Consider the following 16,458-nt stretch of genomic DNA (forward strand, 5'->3'; position numbering starts at 1 on the left):
TTTAAACATTGAACGATAAAAGGACGAGAGGACTGAGCGGTGCGACTGTTCTGATGTTTGTCGTATTTTTATTTGCGGCATTCTGGTTCACCAATCAAGTTGATCAGAAAGAAAAAGAGATATCCTGGAAACAGTTTGAACGCCTGGTTGTAAGTGAGGATGTAGAATCTGTTACGATTACACAGAATAAGAATGTTCCGACTGGAAGAGTAGAGATACAGATGAAGAGTCACGGAGACGAAGAAGGCGAAGTGAAGTGGCTGTATGTGTCAGATGTGAATGATATTCAGGATTATCTGAAAGAGAAGCAGATTGATTATGCCATGCCGGATGTACCGCAGGACAGTTGGATAGGTACGACTTTAGTGCCGCTTTTGGTAACACTTTTAGGTATTGTGCTGATCTTTTCGCTTATGAATCGCCAGGGCGGCGGAGCTAATGCCAAAGCGATGAATTTTGGAAAGAGTCGTGCGAAGCTTAGCACTGGCAACGACAAAAAGATTACATTTGCGCAGGTGGCAGGTCTGAAAGAAGAGAAAGAAGAACTGGAGGAGATTGTAGATTTCCTGAAGGCTCCGAAAAAGTATATTCAGGTAGGAGCAAGAATTCCAAAAGGAGTACTGCTTGTCGGCCCTCCGGGAACTGGAAAAACATTGCTTGCCAAAGCGGTCGCCGGAGAGGCAGGAGTACCATTCTTTACAATATCTGGTTCGGATTTTGTGGAAATGTTTGTCGGAGTAGGTGCTTCCCGAGTGAGGGATCTGTTTGAAGAGGCAAAGAAAAACGCGCCATGTATCATATTTATCGATGAGATCGATGCTGTGGCAAGACGCCGTGGAACTGGTATGGGCGGAGGCCATGATGAGAGGGAACAGACATTAAATCAGCTGCTGGTAGAGATGGATGGCTTTGGTGTGAATGAGGGCATCATTGTAATGGCTGCGACCAACCGTGTTGATATTCTTGACCCGGCAATTCTTCGTCCGGGACGTTTTGACCGTAAGGTTATGGTAGGAAGACCGGATATCAAAGGCCGAGAAGAGATCCTGAAGGTTCATGCCAAGGGCAAGCCATTGAGTGAAGAGATTGATCTGAAGCAGATTGCACAGACGACGGCAGGTTTCACGGGGGCAGATCTTGAGAACCTTCTGAATGAAGCGGCAATCCTGGCGGCTAAGAGTGATCGGATATATCTGAAGCAGGAAGATATTCAGAAAGCATTTGTCAAAGTTGGAATCGGTGCGGAGAAGAAAAGCCGTGTCATCTCTGATAAAGAGAAGAGAATTACTGCGTTCCATGAAGCCGGTCATGCAATTTTGTTCCATGTGCTTCCGGATGTTGGACCGGTCTATAGTGTATCGATCATTCCGACAGGAAGCGCAGGTGGCTATACAATGCCGCTGCCGGAAAATGATGAGATGTTTAACACCAAAGGAAAGATGCTTCAGGATATCACGGTAGCATTGGGTGGTCGAGTAGCAGAAGAAGAAGTGTTTGATGATATCACGACAGGAGCTTCTCAGGATATCAAACAGGCGACTGGACTTGCAAAGTCTATGGTTACCAAGTTCGGTATGTCTGAGGCTGTTGGATTGATTAATTATGATGATGACAGTGATGAAGTGTTTATAGGAAGAGATCTTGCCCATACATCCCGTGGATATGGAGAAGGTGTGGCAACAGTGATCGATCAGGAAGTAAAACGTATTATTGATGAATGTTATGCAAGAGCCAGACATATCATCCACAAATACGATGATGTTCTCCACGCATGTGCAAACTTGTTGTTAGAAAAAGAAAAAATCTCAAGAGAAGAATTTGAATCATTATTTACTGGAGAAGTATCAGAAGCATAATACAAAAATGATGAATGAGAGAGGAAATGGATTGCATGAAAAAACAAGCGTTGTTTTGCGATGGGACTGCAAGCTATGTGATTCCACAGGAACCGCAGGAAAATGAGACCGTAATTTTACGTTTTCGTACGGCGAAGGATGATAAGGTGCGGGTGCGTCTGATGACGGCGGTCGGTGGATATGATATGGAAAAAGAGAGTACCAGTGGCGAGTTTGATTATTATATGATCAAATGGCGCCTGAATGAAGAACCTTTCCGTTATTGCTTTGAAATCAGGGATGATGATACGACCTGTTATTATAATAGATGTGGAGTTGCAAAAGAGATTGTAGAATTTTATGATTTTGTCATTGTGCCGGGATTTTCAACACCGGACTGGGCAAAAGGTGCAGTGATGTACCAGATTTTTACGGATCGTTTTTATAATGGCGATAAGACCAATGATGTAGAGACGAACGAATATTATTATATAGGCGGATACAGCCAGAAGGTAACTGACTGGGATAAGTATCCGGCCAATATGGGGGTACGGGAATTCTATGGGGGAGACCTGCAGGGAGTGATCGATAAGTTGGATTATCTGCAGGAACTCGGAGTAGAAGTACTATATTTTAATCCGTTATTTGTATCACCGTCGAATCATAAATATGATATTCAGGATTATGACTATATTGATCCACATTATGGTGTGATCGTGGAAGATGGTGGAGAAGTCCTGACGGATGGTGCGACAGAGAATAAAAAGGCGACAAAATATCAGAAAAGAGTAACGGATATTAAAAATCTGGAAGCCAGTAATCAACTATTCATCAAATTAGTGGAAGAACTTCACCGGAGGGGAATGAAGATTATTCTTGACGGCGTTTTTAATCATTGTGGCTCTTTTAATAAGTGGATGGATCGAGAGAGAATCTATGAAGGACAGGAAGATTATGAACCTGGTGCGTATACTTCGTCGGATAGTCCATTCCGGAGCTATTTCCGATTCTTCAAAGAGGAACCGGAGAATTGGCCGTATAATTATAATTATGATGGCTGGTGGGGCCATGATACCCTCCCTAAGTTAAATTACGAAGATTCTGTTAAATTAGAAAACTATATTCTGTATATTGGAAGAAAATGGGTATCCCCACCGTATAATGTAGACGGATGGCGTCTGGATGTGGCGGCGGATCTTGGAAGAAGCAATGATTATAATCATCGTTTCTGGAAAAAATTCCGCAGAGCCGTCAAAAATGCCAATCCAAATGCGTTGATTCTTGCGGAGCATTATGGCGACCCAAGTGAATGGCTCCGGGGAGATGAGTGGGATACGGTCATGAACTATGATGCGTTTATGGAGCCGGTGACCTGGTTTTTGACGGGTATGGAGAAGCATAGCGATGAATCGCGGGAAGAACTGTTGGGCAATGCAGATAACTTTGTGGCATCCATTTCCCATCATATGTCCAATATGTTGACGCCTTCTCTCCAGGTTGCGATGAATGAATTGTCGAATCACGACCATTCCAGATTTCTGACCCGTACGAATCACATGGTTGGGAGAGTCGAACATCTTGGGCCGAAGGCTGCCAATAATTATGTAAATCTTGGAGTGATGCGCGAAGCTGTTGTGATGCAGATGACCTGGGTCGGAGCGCCAACTGTTTATTATGGAGACGAAGCTGGCGTATGTGGATTTACAGATCCTGATAATCGGCGCACTTACCCATGGGGTCATGAAGATAAGGAGCTGATCGCATTCCATCGAGAGATGATTCGGATTCACAAAGAACATCCGGCTCTTAGGACTGGTTCCCTGAATATGCTGTATTGGGATGAAAATATTCTGGCATATGGCCGTTTTCTGGAAGAAGACAAGGTCATCGTTATTATCAATAACCGCAGTGAGCTTGCGCAGGTAACTGTGCCGGTATGGCAGGCGGAGATTCCGATGAAGTGCAGAATGAAGAAGTTGATGTATTCTTATCTGGACGGATATTCGACGACCTATGATGAATTCCTCGTAGAAGATGGCGAAGTGGTAGTCAATATGGGTGCGCATTCGGCGCTTGTACTTAGTATGAGAGACATGGATAAGCAGACTTGCCCAAATCAGAATGAGAGTAATGAAAAGAGTTTATAGAAGAAAAGAAAGGGACTGTCGGGAAATAAACAGTCCCTTCCTTTTTCTTTTTTCGATGGCAGATTCTGGATAGTAATGATTATTTCGTCAGTACTTCTACACCATCTTCTGTAATCAGTACCATGTATTCAATCTGGGCAGACAGGCTATCATCCATAGTATAGACGGTCCAGCCATTCTCTTCGTCGATGAAGAAATCAGGGCTGCCTTCGTTGATCATTGGTTCGATGGTGAACATCATGCCTGGAACCAGAACCATTTCACTTCCCTTAGGAGTTACATAGCTGACAAAAGGGTCCTCGTGGAAAGCAAGGCCAATGCCGTGGCCTCCAATTTCTTCGACAACAGAGTAGCCATTCTTTTGTGCGTGAGAGTTAATTGCGTAAGCAATATCCCCCAGGTGTCCCCAAGGTTTCGCTTCTTTGAGGCCGAGTTCCACGCATTCCTTCGTTACCTGTACCAGCTTCGCTGCCTCAGGAGATACATCTCCGATAGTAAACATGCGGGAAGCATCTGAAAAATAACCGTTCAGAATAGTAGATACATCCACATTGATGATATCCCCGTTTCTCAAAATCTCATCTTCGGATGGAATCCCGTGGCAGATGACATTGTTAATAGAGGTACATACGCTCTTTGGGAAACCTTCATAATTAAGCGGTGCTGGGATTCCGCCATGCTCCGTTGTGAAATCATAAACCAGTCTGTCAATTTCTGCTGTACTCATGCCCTCGTGAATATGGGCAGCCACATGATCCAGGACCGCTGTGTTCAAATCGGCGCTCTTTCTGATTGCTTCGATCTGCGCCGGAGTCTTTAAAAGAGAACGGTCAGGAACAATCTGTCCCTTGGCGGCCAGAGACCATAATTTTATATCCAGTTTATCCACAATATTACCTACTTTCTTTGCAAAATACTTTACTTATAATTATAGCATCCTTTGTCAAGAGGGGATGGGGTTTTTTCAAAAACCCCCGTCCTCTCCTTGTAATTGCATCATACTCTGTGATAAACTAAAGTGTAATAAGTTTGAGTGTGAAAGGAGCAGGCGTATGTTAAGAATAGGAATGCTTACAAGTGGAGGAGACTGCCAGGCTTTAAATGCAGCTATGCGTGGCGTTGTAAAAGGAATCTGTTCAAAGAGAGACGATGTTGAGATCTATGGATTTCAAGAAGGCTATAAGGGATTGATTTATTCTAATTTTAAGATGCTGACTTCCAGGGATTTCTCAGGAATTCTGACGGTTGGAGGAACAATTCTTGGGACTTCCAGACAGCCGTTTAAATTGATGAGAGTACCAGACGAGAACGGTTTGGACAAGGTTGAAGCAATGAAACATACTTATCACAAACTGAATCTGGATTGTCTCGTGGTACTTGGCGGTAATGGAACACATAAGACAGCGAATATGCTTCGCGAAGAAGGATTGAATGTCATTACACTTCCAAAGACGATTGACAACGATCTGTGGGGAACGGATATGACGTTTGGTTTCCAGAGTGCGGTAGATATTGCTACGGATACGATTGATAAGATTCACACGACTGCGACATCACACAGCCGCGTATTTATTGTTGAGATCATGGGACATAAAGTCGGATGGGTAACACTCCATGCAGGAATTGCAGGTGGTGCAGATATTATTCTGCTTCCTGAGATTCCATATGATATTGATGTGGTGGTGGATGCTATTAATAAGAGAAAAGCAGCAGGAAAGAGATTTACGATTATCGCTGTTGCTGAAGGTGCAATTTCAAAAGAAGATGCCAAGCTATCCAAAAAAGAGATGAAGGAGAAGGTAGCAAAGAAGAAATATCCTTCTGTTGCATATGAAGTGGCTGAGAGAATTCAGAAGAAGACAGATCAGGAAGTTCGTATTACTGTTCCGGGCCATACACAGCGCGGTGGTTCTCCGTGCCCGTATGACCGTGTGCTTGCAACGAGACTTGGTGCAGCAGCGGCAGAGGCAATTCTGGAAGGAAATTATGGCTGTATGATGGGCGTGAAGAAAAATGAAATTGTACGTGTTCCATTAGCAGAAGTTGCCGGTAAACTGAAATATGTTGATCCGAATTCCAGCATTATCAAGGAAGCAGAGATGACGGGCATCAGTTTCGGTACAAAATAAAGACGTAAGAAGCGGGGAGTGTAGAGAATGTCATATACGGCATTATATCGAAAATTTCGTCCGGATGAGTTTGAGGATGTAAAGGGGCAGGATGCAATTGTAAAGACATTAAAAAATCAGATCATGGCAGACCGTATAGGACATGCATATCTGTTCTGTGGAACGCGGGGAACCGGAAAAACAACGGTGGCAAAGATATTTGCCAAAGCAGTTAATTGTGAACATCCAATTGACGGAAGTCCTTGCGGTGAGTGTGCCATGTGTAAAGCGATTGCGTCTGGAGCTTCTATGAATGTCATCGAGATTGATGCGGCATCTAACAACGGTGTGGATAATATCCGTGAAATCCGTGAGGAAGTGTCATATCGTCCGACGGAAGGGCGCTACAAAGTATATATTATAGATGAGGTTCATATGCTCTCTATTGGAGCGTTCAATGCGTTGCTGAAAACTTTGGAGGAACCGCCGGAGTATGTTATCTTTATCCTGGCGACTACAGAAGCGCATAAAATTCCGATCACGATTTTGAGCCGATGCCAACGGTATGATTTTAAAAGAATTTCTATCGAAACTATTTCCGCAAGGCTTCGGGAATTAATTGATAAAGAACAGTGGGATGTAGAAGAAAAGGCGGTTCGCTATATTGCTAAGATGGCAGATGGATCCATGCGAGATTCGCTTAGTCTTCTGGATCAATGTGTTGCTTTTTATATTGGAGAAAAACTGACCTATGACCATGTGCTGGAAGTCCTGGGGGCTGTAGATACAGAAGTGTTTAGCCGGCTTCTTCGGGAACTTCTGGTCATGGATGTGCATAAAGTGATTGAAACGGTAGATGAATTGGTCATGCAAGGCCGTGAACTGTCTCAGCTTGCAGCAGATTTTACCTGGTATCTCAGAAACTTGCTGCTGGTAAAAAGTTCTGATAATATGGAGGACGTACTGGATGTGTCCACAGAGAATCTGGTTCAGCTAAAAGAAGAGGCGCAGATGATTGACAATGAGACACTGATCCGTTATATTAGAATCTTCTCAGATCTTACCAATCAGTTGAAATACGCAAGCCAAAAAAGAGTTCTTCTGGAAGTGACATTGATTAAGTTGTGCAAACCAGAGATGGATCGGAATCCAGATGCTCTTCTGGATCGTATCCGGGCAATCGAAAAACAGTTAGAAGAGGGTCTGCCGGAAGCCAAAGTAAAGGAAAGAGTTGTCTATGTAAACGGAGAGCAGGCGCAGCAGACATCGCAACAGCCAAAACCGGAGATTCCCAAGGCGCTGAATGAAGATGTGAAAGCAGTGGTGAAAGATTTTCGTGTGATTGCAAATGATGCCTCTCCGCTGCTTAGAACTTATCTTAAAAAAGCAAGACTTAGCGCAGGAGAAGGTAACCGTCTGCTTATTGTGCTCCCGGATGAAGTCAGTGCAAGCTTTGTCGCTGCAGCAGAACATAAGGCAGAGATTGAAGGGTTGATTGAAGAAAAGATTGGGAAGCGAATGGAAGTAGAAGTCCGACAATTAGAAGAAGGACGCAAGTTTGAGGATCATTTTGTTGATATTGAAAATCTGATCCACATGGATATAACAATAGAAGATGAGTAGGAGGATATGAATATGGCAAAAAGAGGTGGATTTCCAGGAGGCGGGATGCCGGGAAATATGGCTAATCTGATGAAACAGGCACAAAAGATGCAGCGCCAGATGGAAGAACAGGCAAAAGAGATGGAGACAAAAGAATTCAGTGCAACCGCGGGCGGCGGAGCTGTGGAAGTGACGGTCTCCGGCGCGAAGAAAGTATTGAAAGTAAAGTTAGCTGAAGAAGTGGTTGATCCGGATGATGTAGAGATGTTAGAAGATCTGATCGTTGCAGCGGTAAATGAAGCCATGGATAAAGTAGATGCTGAGTCGGCATCCGCAATGTCTAAGTTTACTGGCGGCATGGGCGGTCAGATGCCGGGATTATTCTAACGGGGAGTGCAGAATATGGATTACTACAGTAACCAGATGAGCAAATTAATTGAAGAATTGTCATGCCTTCCGGGCATAGGATCAAAGTCAGCGGCAAGGCTGGCTTTTCACTTGGTTCATATGCCTTTAGAAGATGTAAAAAGGCTGGCATCTACCATGGTCGAGGCAAGAGAGAACATCCGATATTGTTCAGAATGTTATACTCTGACGGATCAGGAAATGTGTCCGATCTGCAGTAATAGCAATCGAGATCACAAGACAATTATGGTCGTGGAAAATACCAGAGATCTGGCAGCATACGAAAAAACCGGCAAGTACGATGGTGTGTATCATGTGCTTCACGGTGCGATCTCGCCCATGCTCGGGATCGGACCGGACGACATTAAGCTGAAAGAGCTTATGGAACGACTGCAGGGAGATGTAGAAGAAGTGATTATCGCCACTAATTCAAGTTTGGAAGGTGAGACCACTGCAATGTACCTTAGCAAGCTGATAAAGCCGACCGGAATTAAAGTCAGCCGGATTGCCAGCGGTGTCCCAGTGGGAGGAGATCTGGAATATATAGATGAAGTAACCCTGCTTCGGGCATTGGAAGGAAGAACACAATTGTAATTTGTGTAATTTGGGACGGGGGTTTTTTCGTTTTCCTCCGTCCCAAATTAAAATATCCCTGTCCCCAATTAGATTTACCCTGTCCCCAAATGAGGTGAGTGAGGATGAAAAAGAAGAAAATTACATCTATGGATATAGCTGAGGCGGCAGGGGTATCCCAGTCTACGGTTTCGATGGTCTTAAATAAAAAGTACAATGTATCGTTTTCCAAGGAAACGGTGGAAAAAGTGGAACGTGCGGCCAGAGAATTGGGATATGTTCCGCCGAAGCGCAAGAAGAAAAAGGGCACAAAAAAGGAAAAATTATTGGTGGTATTCTGTTCGAATCTGACCAATCCGTATTATGTTATGTTGCTTCAGGGGATTGAATCCCGTGCTAAGGAGCAGGGATTTGGTCTGTTTGTATGCAATACGCAGCGTGATCTGAAGATGGAAGAACGATATCTGAAGATGATGTGGGAGCTGCGTCCCCTGGGAATTATCTATACTTGTAATCCGAGCCATTGTTTTATGGATCTGGTAAAGGAGTTGTCTCAGAAGATTCCAGTGGCGATTATTAATAATCAGAATGAAAAAATGAATGTAGATGCGGTGGAATTGGATAATTCTAAGCTTGGAAGAATTATGGCCCGTCACCTTCTGGAACTGGGGCATCGCAATGTGGCATATATTGCACCGCCTTTGACTGCGCGCCAAAAACAACGTTCCAAACGTGTAGAAGGCTTTTTGAAAGAGTATGAAAAGGCCGGTTTGCGGGAAAATGTAATTATTAAGGCTGCGAAAGAAGAGATAGACCTTGATGTTGCTCTCATTGATTCGGAATATAAGATTGGCTATGATCTGACAAAAGAGCTTTTACAGGAAAATCGGGAGATTACCGCGATTGTTGGACTGAACGATATGATTGCATTTGGAATTCTGGATGCGCTTCATGAAGCGAAGATAAAAGTTCCGTCAGATATGTCCGTTATGGGCTGCGATAATACTTTGTTTGCCCGAATGCATAAAGTGGATCTTACGACGATTGAACATTTTGTCATTTTTAAGGGCAGAGATGCCTGCGATATTATTATGAAGAAAATCGCATCCCATGATACGAGATATTCAGAGATTGAGCCGATCAGCACATACCATGTAGAGTATGAACCACAGTTGATCATACGGGGAACAACATCTTATGCAAAAGAGAAAAGAAAAAAGAAAAATTAATTCATTTTGAAAAAATATTATTAATAATTTTTAAAAATGTATCATGAAAAAATGCTGAAAGTGCGAGAATGAAAAGCTGTTTATTAAAAAAACAAAAGAAAAAACAGAATGAAATAATTGATAAAATAAAATTATTAATAAATAAAATTATTAATAATAAATAAGCGCTATTGACCAATCTTCATGGTGTAAGTTATAATCCAATCATGAAGTAAATAGCGGATTTATAAGGAGGAAAAGCGAAATGAAATTTTTCATTGACACAGCGAAGGTAGAGGATATTAAGAAAGCAAATGACATGGGAGTAATTTGTGGTGTAACTACGAATCCATCTTTGATAGCAAAAGAAGGAAGAGTATTTGAGGAAGTTATCGCTGAGATCGCTTCTATCGTAGATGGTCCAATCAGTGGAGAAGTAAAAGCAACCACTGTTGATGCAGAGGGAATGATCGCAGAAGGAAGAGAGATTGCAAAGATTCACCCAAATATGGTTGTTAAGATTCCTATGACTGTAGAAGGACTGAAAGCTTGCAAACAGCTGACAGCTGAAGGAATCAAGACAAATGTGACATTGATCTTCACAGCAAATCAGGCACTTCTGGCAGCAAGAGCAGGTGCAACATATGTATCTCCTTTCTTAGGACGTCTGGATGATATCTCTGTAAGAGGTACAGACTTGATTGCAGAGATCGCAGAGATCTTCCGTGTTGCTGGAATTAAGACTGAGATCATCGCAGCAAGTGTACGTCATCCAATGCATGTAACAGACTGCGCATTGGCTGGTGCTGATATTGCAACAGTTCCGTATTCTGTAATTGAGCAGATGACAAAACATCCATTAACAGATGCAGGAATTGCAAAATTCCAGGCAGATTATAAAGCAGTATTTGGAGAGTAGGAGGCAGCTCATGAATAAGTTGGAGTTAATGAAGACAGCAAATGAGGTTCGCAAGGGTATTGTGACGGCTGTACACAGTGCAAAATCAGGACATCCAGGCGGCTCCTTATCTGCTGCAGATATCTATACCTATCTGTTTTTTGAAGAAATGAATATCGATCCGAAGGATCCGGAAAAAGCTGACCGCGACCGTTTTGTACTGTCTAAAGGCCACACTGCACCGGGATATTATTCTACCTTGGCACACAGAGGTTTCTTCCCAGTAGAAGATCTTACCACTTTGCGTAAAGTAGGTTCTTACCTTCAGGGACATCCTGACATGAAGCACATTCCTGGTGTGGATATGTCAAGTGGTTCTCTGGGACAAGGAATCTCAGCGGCTGTAGGTATGGCAATTTCCGCAAAATTATCTGGAGATGCTTATCGTGTATACACGCTGCTTGGAGATGGAGAGATTCAGGAAGGTCAGGTGTGGGAAGCGTCTATGCTTGCGGGCTTCAGAAAGTTGGACAACCTGGTAGTAATTGTAGATAATAATAATCTGCAGATTGATGGCCCGATTGATGAGGTCAACTCTCCGTACCCAATCGACAAGAAATTTGAGGCGTTTAATTTCCACGTAATTAATATTAATGGAAATGATTTTGATGAGATTGATGCTGCATTTAAAGAAGCAAGAGAAACTAAGGGGCAGCCGACAGCGATTATCGCAAAGACATTGAAAGGAAAAGGAGTTTCCTTTATGGAAAATCAGGTGTCCTGGCACGGAACCGCTCCAAATGATGAGCAGTATGCAGTTGCAATGGCAGACTTAGAGAAAGTAGGTGAAGCATTATGTCAGAAGTAAAGAAAATCGCAACAAGAGAAAGCTACGGTAATGCTTTAGCTGAGTTAGGAAAAGAACACGAAGATGTTGTTGTTTTGGATGCCGACCTGGCAGCAGCAACAAAGACAGGAACATTCAAAAAAGCTTTTCCAGAGCGTCATATCGACTGTGGTATTGCAGAATGCAATATGATCGGTGTCGCTGCAGGAATCGCAACAACCGGAAAAGTACCATTTGCAAGTTCATTTGCAATGTTCGCAGCAGGACGCGCTTATGAGCAGGTTCGTAACTCTGTTGGTTATCCGAAATTAAATGTGAAAATCGGTGCATCACACGCTGGAATCTCTGTAGGAGAAGATGGAGCAACACACCAGTGTAATGAAGATATTGCCCTGATGAGAACTATTCCGGGAATGGTTGTTATCAATCCTTCTGATGATGTAGAAGCAAAAGCGGCAGTAAAAGCAGCTTATGAACATGAGGGCCCAGTATATCTTCGCTTTGGAAGACTTGCGGTCCCTGTGATCAATGATAACGAAGACTATAAATTTGAACTCGGAAAAGCAATTACCCTGCGTGAAGGTACCGATGTTACGATTATCGCATCTGGTCTTCCAGTGTCTGAGTCACTGGCAGCAGCAGAAAAACTGGCAGAGGATGGAATCAGCGCAGAAGTAATCAACATGCACACCATCAAACCATTGGATGAAGAAGCAGTTATCGCAGCGGCATCTAAGACTGGAAAGATCGTAACAGTAGAAGAACATTCAATCATTGGTGGATTGGGAAGCGCAGTTTGCGACGTAGTTGCAGAAAAAGCTCCTGCAAAAGTTATGAAAATCGGTATTAATGATGTATATGGCGAATCAGGACCGGCAGTGGAACTGATTAAAAAATACGGATTAGATGCAAATAGCATTTACGAAAAAGTAAAAGCGTTTGTATAAAAACATTTCCTGAAAGAAGAAGACACATCCTGTGGGTGTGTTTTCTTTTTTTGTCAATTGGGGACGTAGTATTTTTACAAAATACTACGTCCCCAATTGACAAATGCCCTGTACCTTTTTGGTAAATACCCTGTACCCGGTCGTAATATGGCGGAAAGTTTTTGGGACAGGTCCCACCAATTGATAAAATATGCAGATTTTGTATGCTATCATTAGCAAAAATATTCAAGATGAGGTGAGAGTATATGGAAAGACAATTTCCCAAAAATGTAAGGCAGATAGGAAACGTAAGTGATGAGCCTAAAATATACGTAGAAGATTATGTGGATATCTATTTGACTCAGCTACAGCAACAGGCATCTGAGGAACCGATGGGTATCATGCTGATTGGTGAAATGCTGAATCAAGAGGGGCAGGATGTGGTTTATATTTCTGGCGCTATGCAAATGAAAGAGATTGAAGTAACTAGTACGGAGATTGTTATTAAAGAAGAGACGCTGAAAGAGATGGAAGAAGAGCGGAAAAAGTATTTTGCATTTAGTCAGATCGTTGGATGGGGGCTTATTGAGAGCGGCCATCCTATGGGACAAATTCGGGAAATTTCAAAGATACACACGAAAACATTTTCGGGAGAAAATACCATATTTATTTGGAAAGATGCCAGAGATAATGAGGAGTTATATTATGCTCATAAATATGGTGAACTGATGCAGATGGGAGGACATTATATATATTATGAAAAAAATCCTTCCATGCAAAATTATATGATTGCGACGCGTAAAAAGAATGGCGTGACACCCAGTGAAATGGTTGAGGATCGAGCTGCAAAGGATTTTCGTAGTGCCGTAAGAACGAAAATGGAAGATAAAGAACAACGGCAGAATTCGAGATTGGTCTATGCAACCAGCGTGCTGTTGGTGGTAGTAGTGCTTGCGATTGGGGTGTCAACGGTTAATAACTTTGATAAAATGGAGGCAGTTCAAAGTTCGCTGGAATCTCTGTCGCAATCTGTTGATCAAGCGGGAAGTCAGAGCAAAACCGTAAGTGAGGAAACGGTAGTTGAAACAGGCGGTAGTACAGAGAGTGCAGATGAAGTGGCTGCTCAGGGTACTGTACCAGAGACTTCCACAATACAAGAGGAATTAAGTGAAGATGATTATTACGTTGTAAAAAAGGGTGATACTCTGGATAGCATCAGCGTAAAACTATACGGAGATGCCTCTCATGTAACAGCAATCTGTAAAATGAACGGGTTATCCGATGGCAATCTCATTTACATCGGACAAAAACTACTACTCCCCTAACCGGAAATGTGTTACAATGTTCACGAAAGTACAAAGTCGTGTGAAGTGAGCGCGGCGTAAGAAGCGAAGAAGTTCGATAGGGTAAGAACCACCGCTCTGCGGAAGAACGGATGAAGGGGAGACAGATGATACAACGGAGAAATAAAAACCTTCATGTTGTCAGAGAACAGGAAGATCCAACAGACAAGATTGTAAAAGATATAATACAAGAATTAAATAATGAAGATACTCCACAAGAAGAGCTAAATGAGCAGGTCAAACAGCATAAAAAAGAGCAGTGGCGCAAGAGAATTATTTGTGTGGCAGTAGTACTTGTGGCAGTGGTTGGCATTTATCTTCTTGTGAATCTTCAGACATACAATCAGGCAAGAACCATAGACTCATATCAGAACAGCGGCACATCCAATAACAGCTACATACAGTTTTCAGAGGGAGTGTTAAAATATAGCCGCGATGGAATCTCCTATCTTGATCAAAATGGCGAAGAACAATGGAATCAATCCTACCAGATAAAAAATCCATTTGTTGATGTGGGAGAGAAAGCGGCAGCAGTAGCTGATAAAGGTGGAAATGATATTCTTGTATTCCAGAAAGATGGTATAAAAGGAGAAATCCATACCACGATGCCGATTGAGAAAATAAGCGTATCTGAGCAAGGTATCGTTAGTGCGATATTAAAGAATGAATCTTCGGCAAAAATAATGTGTTACGATACAGCGGGAAATGTGCTGGTAGAGCATAAAACTTCTTTGGCTGGAACCGGCTATCCGCTTGATGTGGCTTTGTCGGCAAATGGAGAAGTAATGCAGGTTCTGTATCTCTATACGCAGGATGGAAAGATTACTTCAAAAGTAATTTACTATAATTTTGGTGAGGCAGGCGAGGAAGATGCCGATCACCAGGTAACAACGAAGGAATATGAAGATACTATCATGGCTTCGGGATTTTTCCTCAATAGTTCTACTTCAGTGGCGGTTGGGGATAATTGCCTGTCCATATATCAAGGTAGCGAGGTCCCGGAAGAAGAGACTAAGATTACGATTGAAAAAGAGATAAAAAGCTTGTTCCACAGTGACAAATATATTGGTATGGTCCTTAAAAATGAAGGAAAAGAGGGCTATGAGCTTCGCCTTTATAATTCCCATGGGAAGGTGGTTTTGTCGGAAGATTTTACGGGTGATTATGCAAATGCAAAAATCTGCGGCGGACAAGTGATCCTGTATGATGGTAAAAAATGTAGTATATTTATGAGAAGTGGCATACAGAAGTTTGATGGGGAAATGGATGATAATATATTGGAGATTTTCCCGGTTGCAGGTGTTAATAAGTACATTTTGATGAGCACAGATGGAATGAAAAAAATCCGTCTTGTGAAATAAGGAGAACTTATGAATTGGTTATTGATAACAGTTGGTGTAATTTTCTTGGTCAGTATAATTGTTGGGATTTGTAGAGGTGCGATTAAAATAGCAGTATCTCTTGCGACAACAATTGTTACGCTCGTACTGGTGTTTTTTGCAACGCCATATGTGGCGAAGACGATTGAAAAGTATACACCTATGGATGATGTGATTAAGAATCAGGTAATCAGCATAATGGCAAATGCGGCGGTTTCTCAGGTTTCTGGAGAGGAGCCGGGAGGCCTATCGGAAGAAAGTGTCAGAAAAGTATTAGAAGCAGCAGGAGTCGGGGAAGATCTATTGTCGCAGTATGGTATTACTATAGAAGATATTGTAAATGGAAATATAAGCAAAGAAGATCTTGCTCAATACGGAATATCCGGAAATGTATTGGATGGTCTCGATTCGGGACAGCAGACTGCTGAGCAGGCGATAGAAGGGGCAGAGATACCGAGGGAAATGCAGACGCAAGCCATACAACAGGCAGATCTTCCAAATGTGTTCAAGAGTCTTTTGACGGTTAATAATAATAGTGAGATTTACCAACAACTTGGCGTAGAAACATTTGCACAGTATGTAGGTAGTTATCTGGCTAAGTTGATTATTAATATAGTAGCGTTTTTGATTACTTTTGTCTTAATCTCTATCATATTGCGTGCAATTGTATTTGCGCTGGATATTGTCTCTTCTCTTCCGGGTGTTGGAATTGTTAATCGGCTTGCGGGAGGAGTTATAGGAATGGTTGGAGCAATGGTCATTGTGTGGACGTTATATATTATAATTACTTTAATGTATACAACAACTGTTGGAAAAGAGTTATTTCAGATGATTCAGGAAAACCAATTTCTTACAATGTTATATGAATATAATCCGATTATGAAGCTGGCGACAATATTTCATTAAAAAATAAAGAAACTACTTGACGTTAAGAATAAAAAATGATATTATAAAAATCCATCGCGAAAACGTGGTGGATTTTTATACGGAAAGACTTCAGAAATGAAAAAATCCAAAAAAGATATCAAAAAAGTGTTGACAAAGATTTGGAGACATGATATCCTATAAAAGTTGTCGCTTAGGTGTTGGAAACACTTGAGAATGGACGACAAAAACAAATTAAAAAAGTTGTTGACAAGCGAGAAAACATATGGTATATTAATATGGCTGTCGCGAATGAGACAACA

At 42.2% G+C, this 16,458-nt stretch carries 14 protein-coding genes; 13 read left to right on the plus strand and 1 reads right to left on the minus strand.

All coding sequences use genetic code 11. The features are described 5' to 3' along the window. Window positions 1-8 precede the first annotated feature (8 nt). Both ftsH and ACQRBH_RS04020 read left to right on the plus strand, forming a co-directional pair. Window positions 9-1,856 carry an ATP-dependent zinc metalloprotease FtsH gene (gene ftsH, locus ACQRBH_RS04015; protein WP_427760952.1) on the plus strand — a complete coding sequence of 616 codons (1,848 nt, stop codon included), beginning with the start codon at window positions 9-11 and terminating at the stop codon, window positions 1,854-1,856. Between the two features lie 35 nt (window positions 1,857-1,891). Beyond that, window positions 1,892-3,982, plus strand: a complete 2,091-nt coding sequence (locus tag ACQRBH_RS04020) for a glycoside hydrolase family 13 protein (RefSeq protein ID WP_427760953.1) — start codon at window positions 1,892-1,894, stop codon at window positions 3,980-3,982. A 79-nt stretch (window positions 3,983-4,061) separates the two neighbouring features. On the opposite strand, the gene map is transcribed toward ACQRBH_RS04020, so the two are convergent. Beyond that, window positions 4,062-4,871, minus strand: coding sequence for a type I methionyl aminopeptidase (map, locus tag ACQRBH_RS04025; RefSeq protein WP_427742798.1), 810 nt, complete (start codon window positions 4,869-4,871; stop codon window positions 4,062-4,064). Window positions 4,872-5,034: 163 nt separating this feature from the next. Here map and ACQRBH_RS04030 point away from each other — a divergent pair, with 163 nt between their 5' ends. From ACQRBH_RS04030 to ACQRBH_RS04080, 11 genes are all read left to right on the plus strand, one after another. Then, window positions 5,035-6,111 carry a 6-phosphofructokinase gene (locus tag ACQRBH_RS04030; RefSeq protein WP_235231928.1) on the plus strand — a complete coding sequence of 359 codons (1,077 nt, stop codon included), beginning with the start codon at window positions 5,035-5,037 and terminating at the stop codon, window positions 6,109-6,111. Window positions 6,112-6,138: 27 nt separating this feature from the next. Continuing rightward, window positions 6,139-7,713 carry a DNA polymerase III subunit gamma/tau gene (dnaX, locus tag ACQRBH_RS04035; RefSeq protein WP_427760954.1) on the plus strand — a complete coding sequence of 525 codons (1,575 nt, stop codon included), beginning with the start codon at window positions 6,139-6,141 and terminating at the stop codon, window positions 7,711-7,713. Window positions 7,714-7,725: 12 nt separating this feature from the next. Then, the gene (locus ACQRBH_RS04040; RefSeq protein WP_427742801.1) at window positions 7,726-8,079 is read left to right on the plus strand and encodes a YbaB/EbfC family nucleoid-associated protein; all 354 of its coding nucleotides are present in this window, start codon (window positions 7,726-7,728) and stop codon (window positions 8,077-8,079) included. Between the two features lie 15 nt (window positions 8,080-8,094). Beyond that, a complete protein-coding gene (recR, locus tag ACQRBH_RS04045) occupies window positions 8,095-8,691 on the plus strand; it encodes a recombination mediator RecR (RefSeq protein ID WP_235231925.1) in 597 nt (198 codons plus the stop codon). Window positions 8,692-8,795: 104 nt separating this feature from the next. Then, window positions 8,796-9,899, plus strand: coding sequence for a LacI family DNA-binding transcriptional regulator (locus ACQRBH_RS04050; protein ID WP_427742802.1), 1,104 nt, complete (start codon window positions 8,796-8,798; stop codon window positions 9,897-9,899). Between the two features lie 244 nt (window positions 9,900-10,143). Continuing rightward, window positions 10,144-10,797: a fructose-6-phosphate aldolase gene (fsa, locus tag ACQRBH_RS04055; protein WP_235231923.1), complete on the plus strand. Its 654-nt coding sequence runs from the start codon at window positions 10,144-10,146 to the stop codon at window positions 10,795-10,797. Between the two features lie 10 nt (window positions 10,798-10,807). Beyond that, window positions 10,808-11,644 (plus strand): transketolase, encoded by an 837-nt coding sequence (locus ACQRBH_RS04060; protein WP_427742803.1) that lies wholly within the window; start codon window positions 10,808-10,810, stop codon window positions 11,642-11,644. Then, on the plus strand, window positions 11,632-12,570 hold the full coding sequence (locus tag ACQRBH_RS04065; RefSeq protein ID WP_427760955.1) for a transketolase family protein: 939 nt from the start codon (window positions 11,632-11,634) through the stop codon (window positions 12,568-12,570). The genes ACQRBH_RS04060 and ACQRBH_RS04065 overlap by 13 nt, the downstream gene beginning before the upstream one ends. A 245-nt stretch (window positions 12,571-12,815) precedes the next feature. Further along, window positions 12,816-13,874, plus strand: a complete 1,059-nt coding sequence (locus ACQRBH_RS04070) for a LysM peptidoglycan-binding domain-containing protein (RefSeq protein ID WP_427760956.1) — start codon at window positions 12,816-12,818, stop codon at window positions 13,872-13,874. A gap of 125 nt (window positions 13,875-13,999) precedes the next feature. Continuing rightward, a complete protein-coding gene (locus ACQRBH_RS04075) occupies window positions 14,000-15,253 on the plus strand; it encodes a DUF5711 family protein (RefSeq protein ID WP_427742807.1) in 1,254 nt (417 codons plus the stop codon). A gap of 9 nt (window positions 15,254-15,262) precedes the next feature. Next, on the plus strand, window positions 15,263-16,177 hold the full coding sequence (locus ACQRBH_RS04080) for a CvpA family protein (protein WP_427742808.1): 915 nt from the start codon (window positions 15,263-15,265) through the stop codon (window positions 16,175-16,177). Window positions 16,178-16,458: the final 281 nt, after the last annotated feature.

The organism is Bariatricus sp. SGI.161 (assembly GCF_050313695.1).
Taxonomy (GTDB): Bacteria; Bacillota; Clostridia; order Lachnospirales; family Lachnospiraceae; genus JAFBIX01.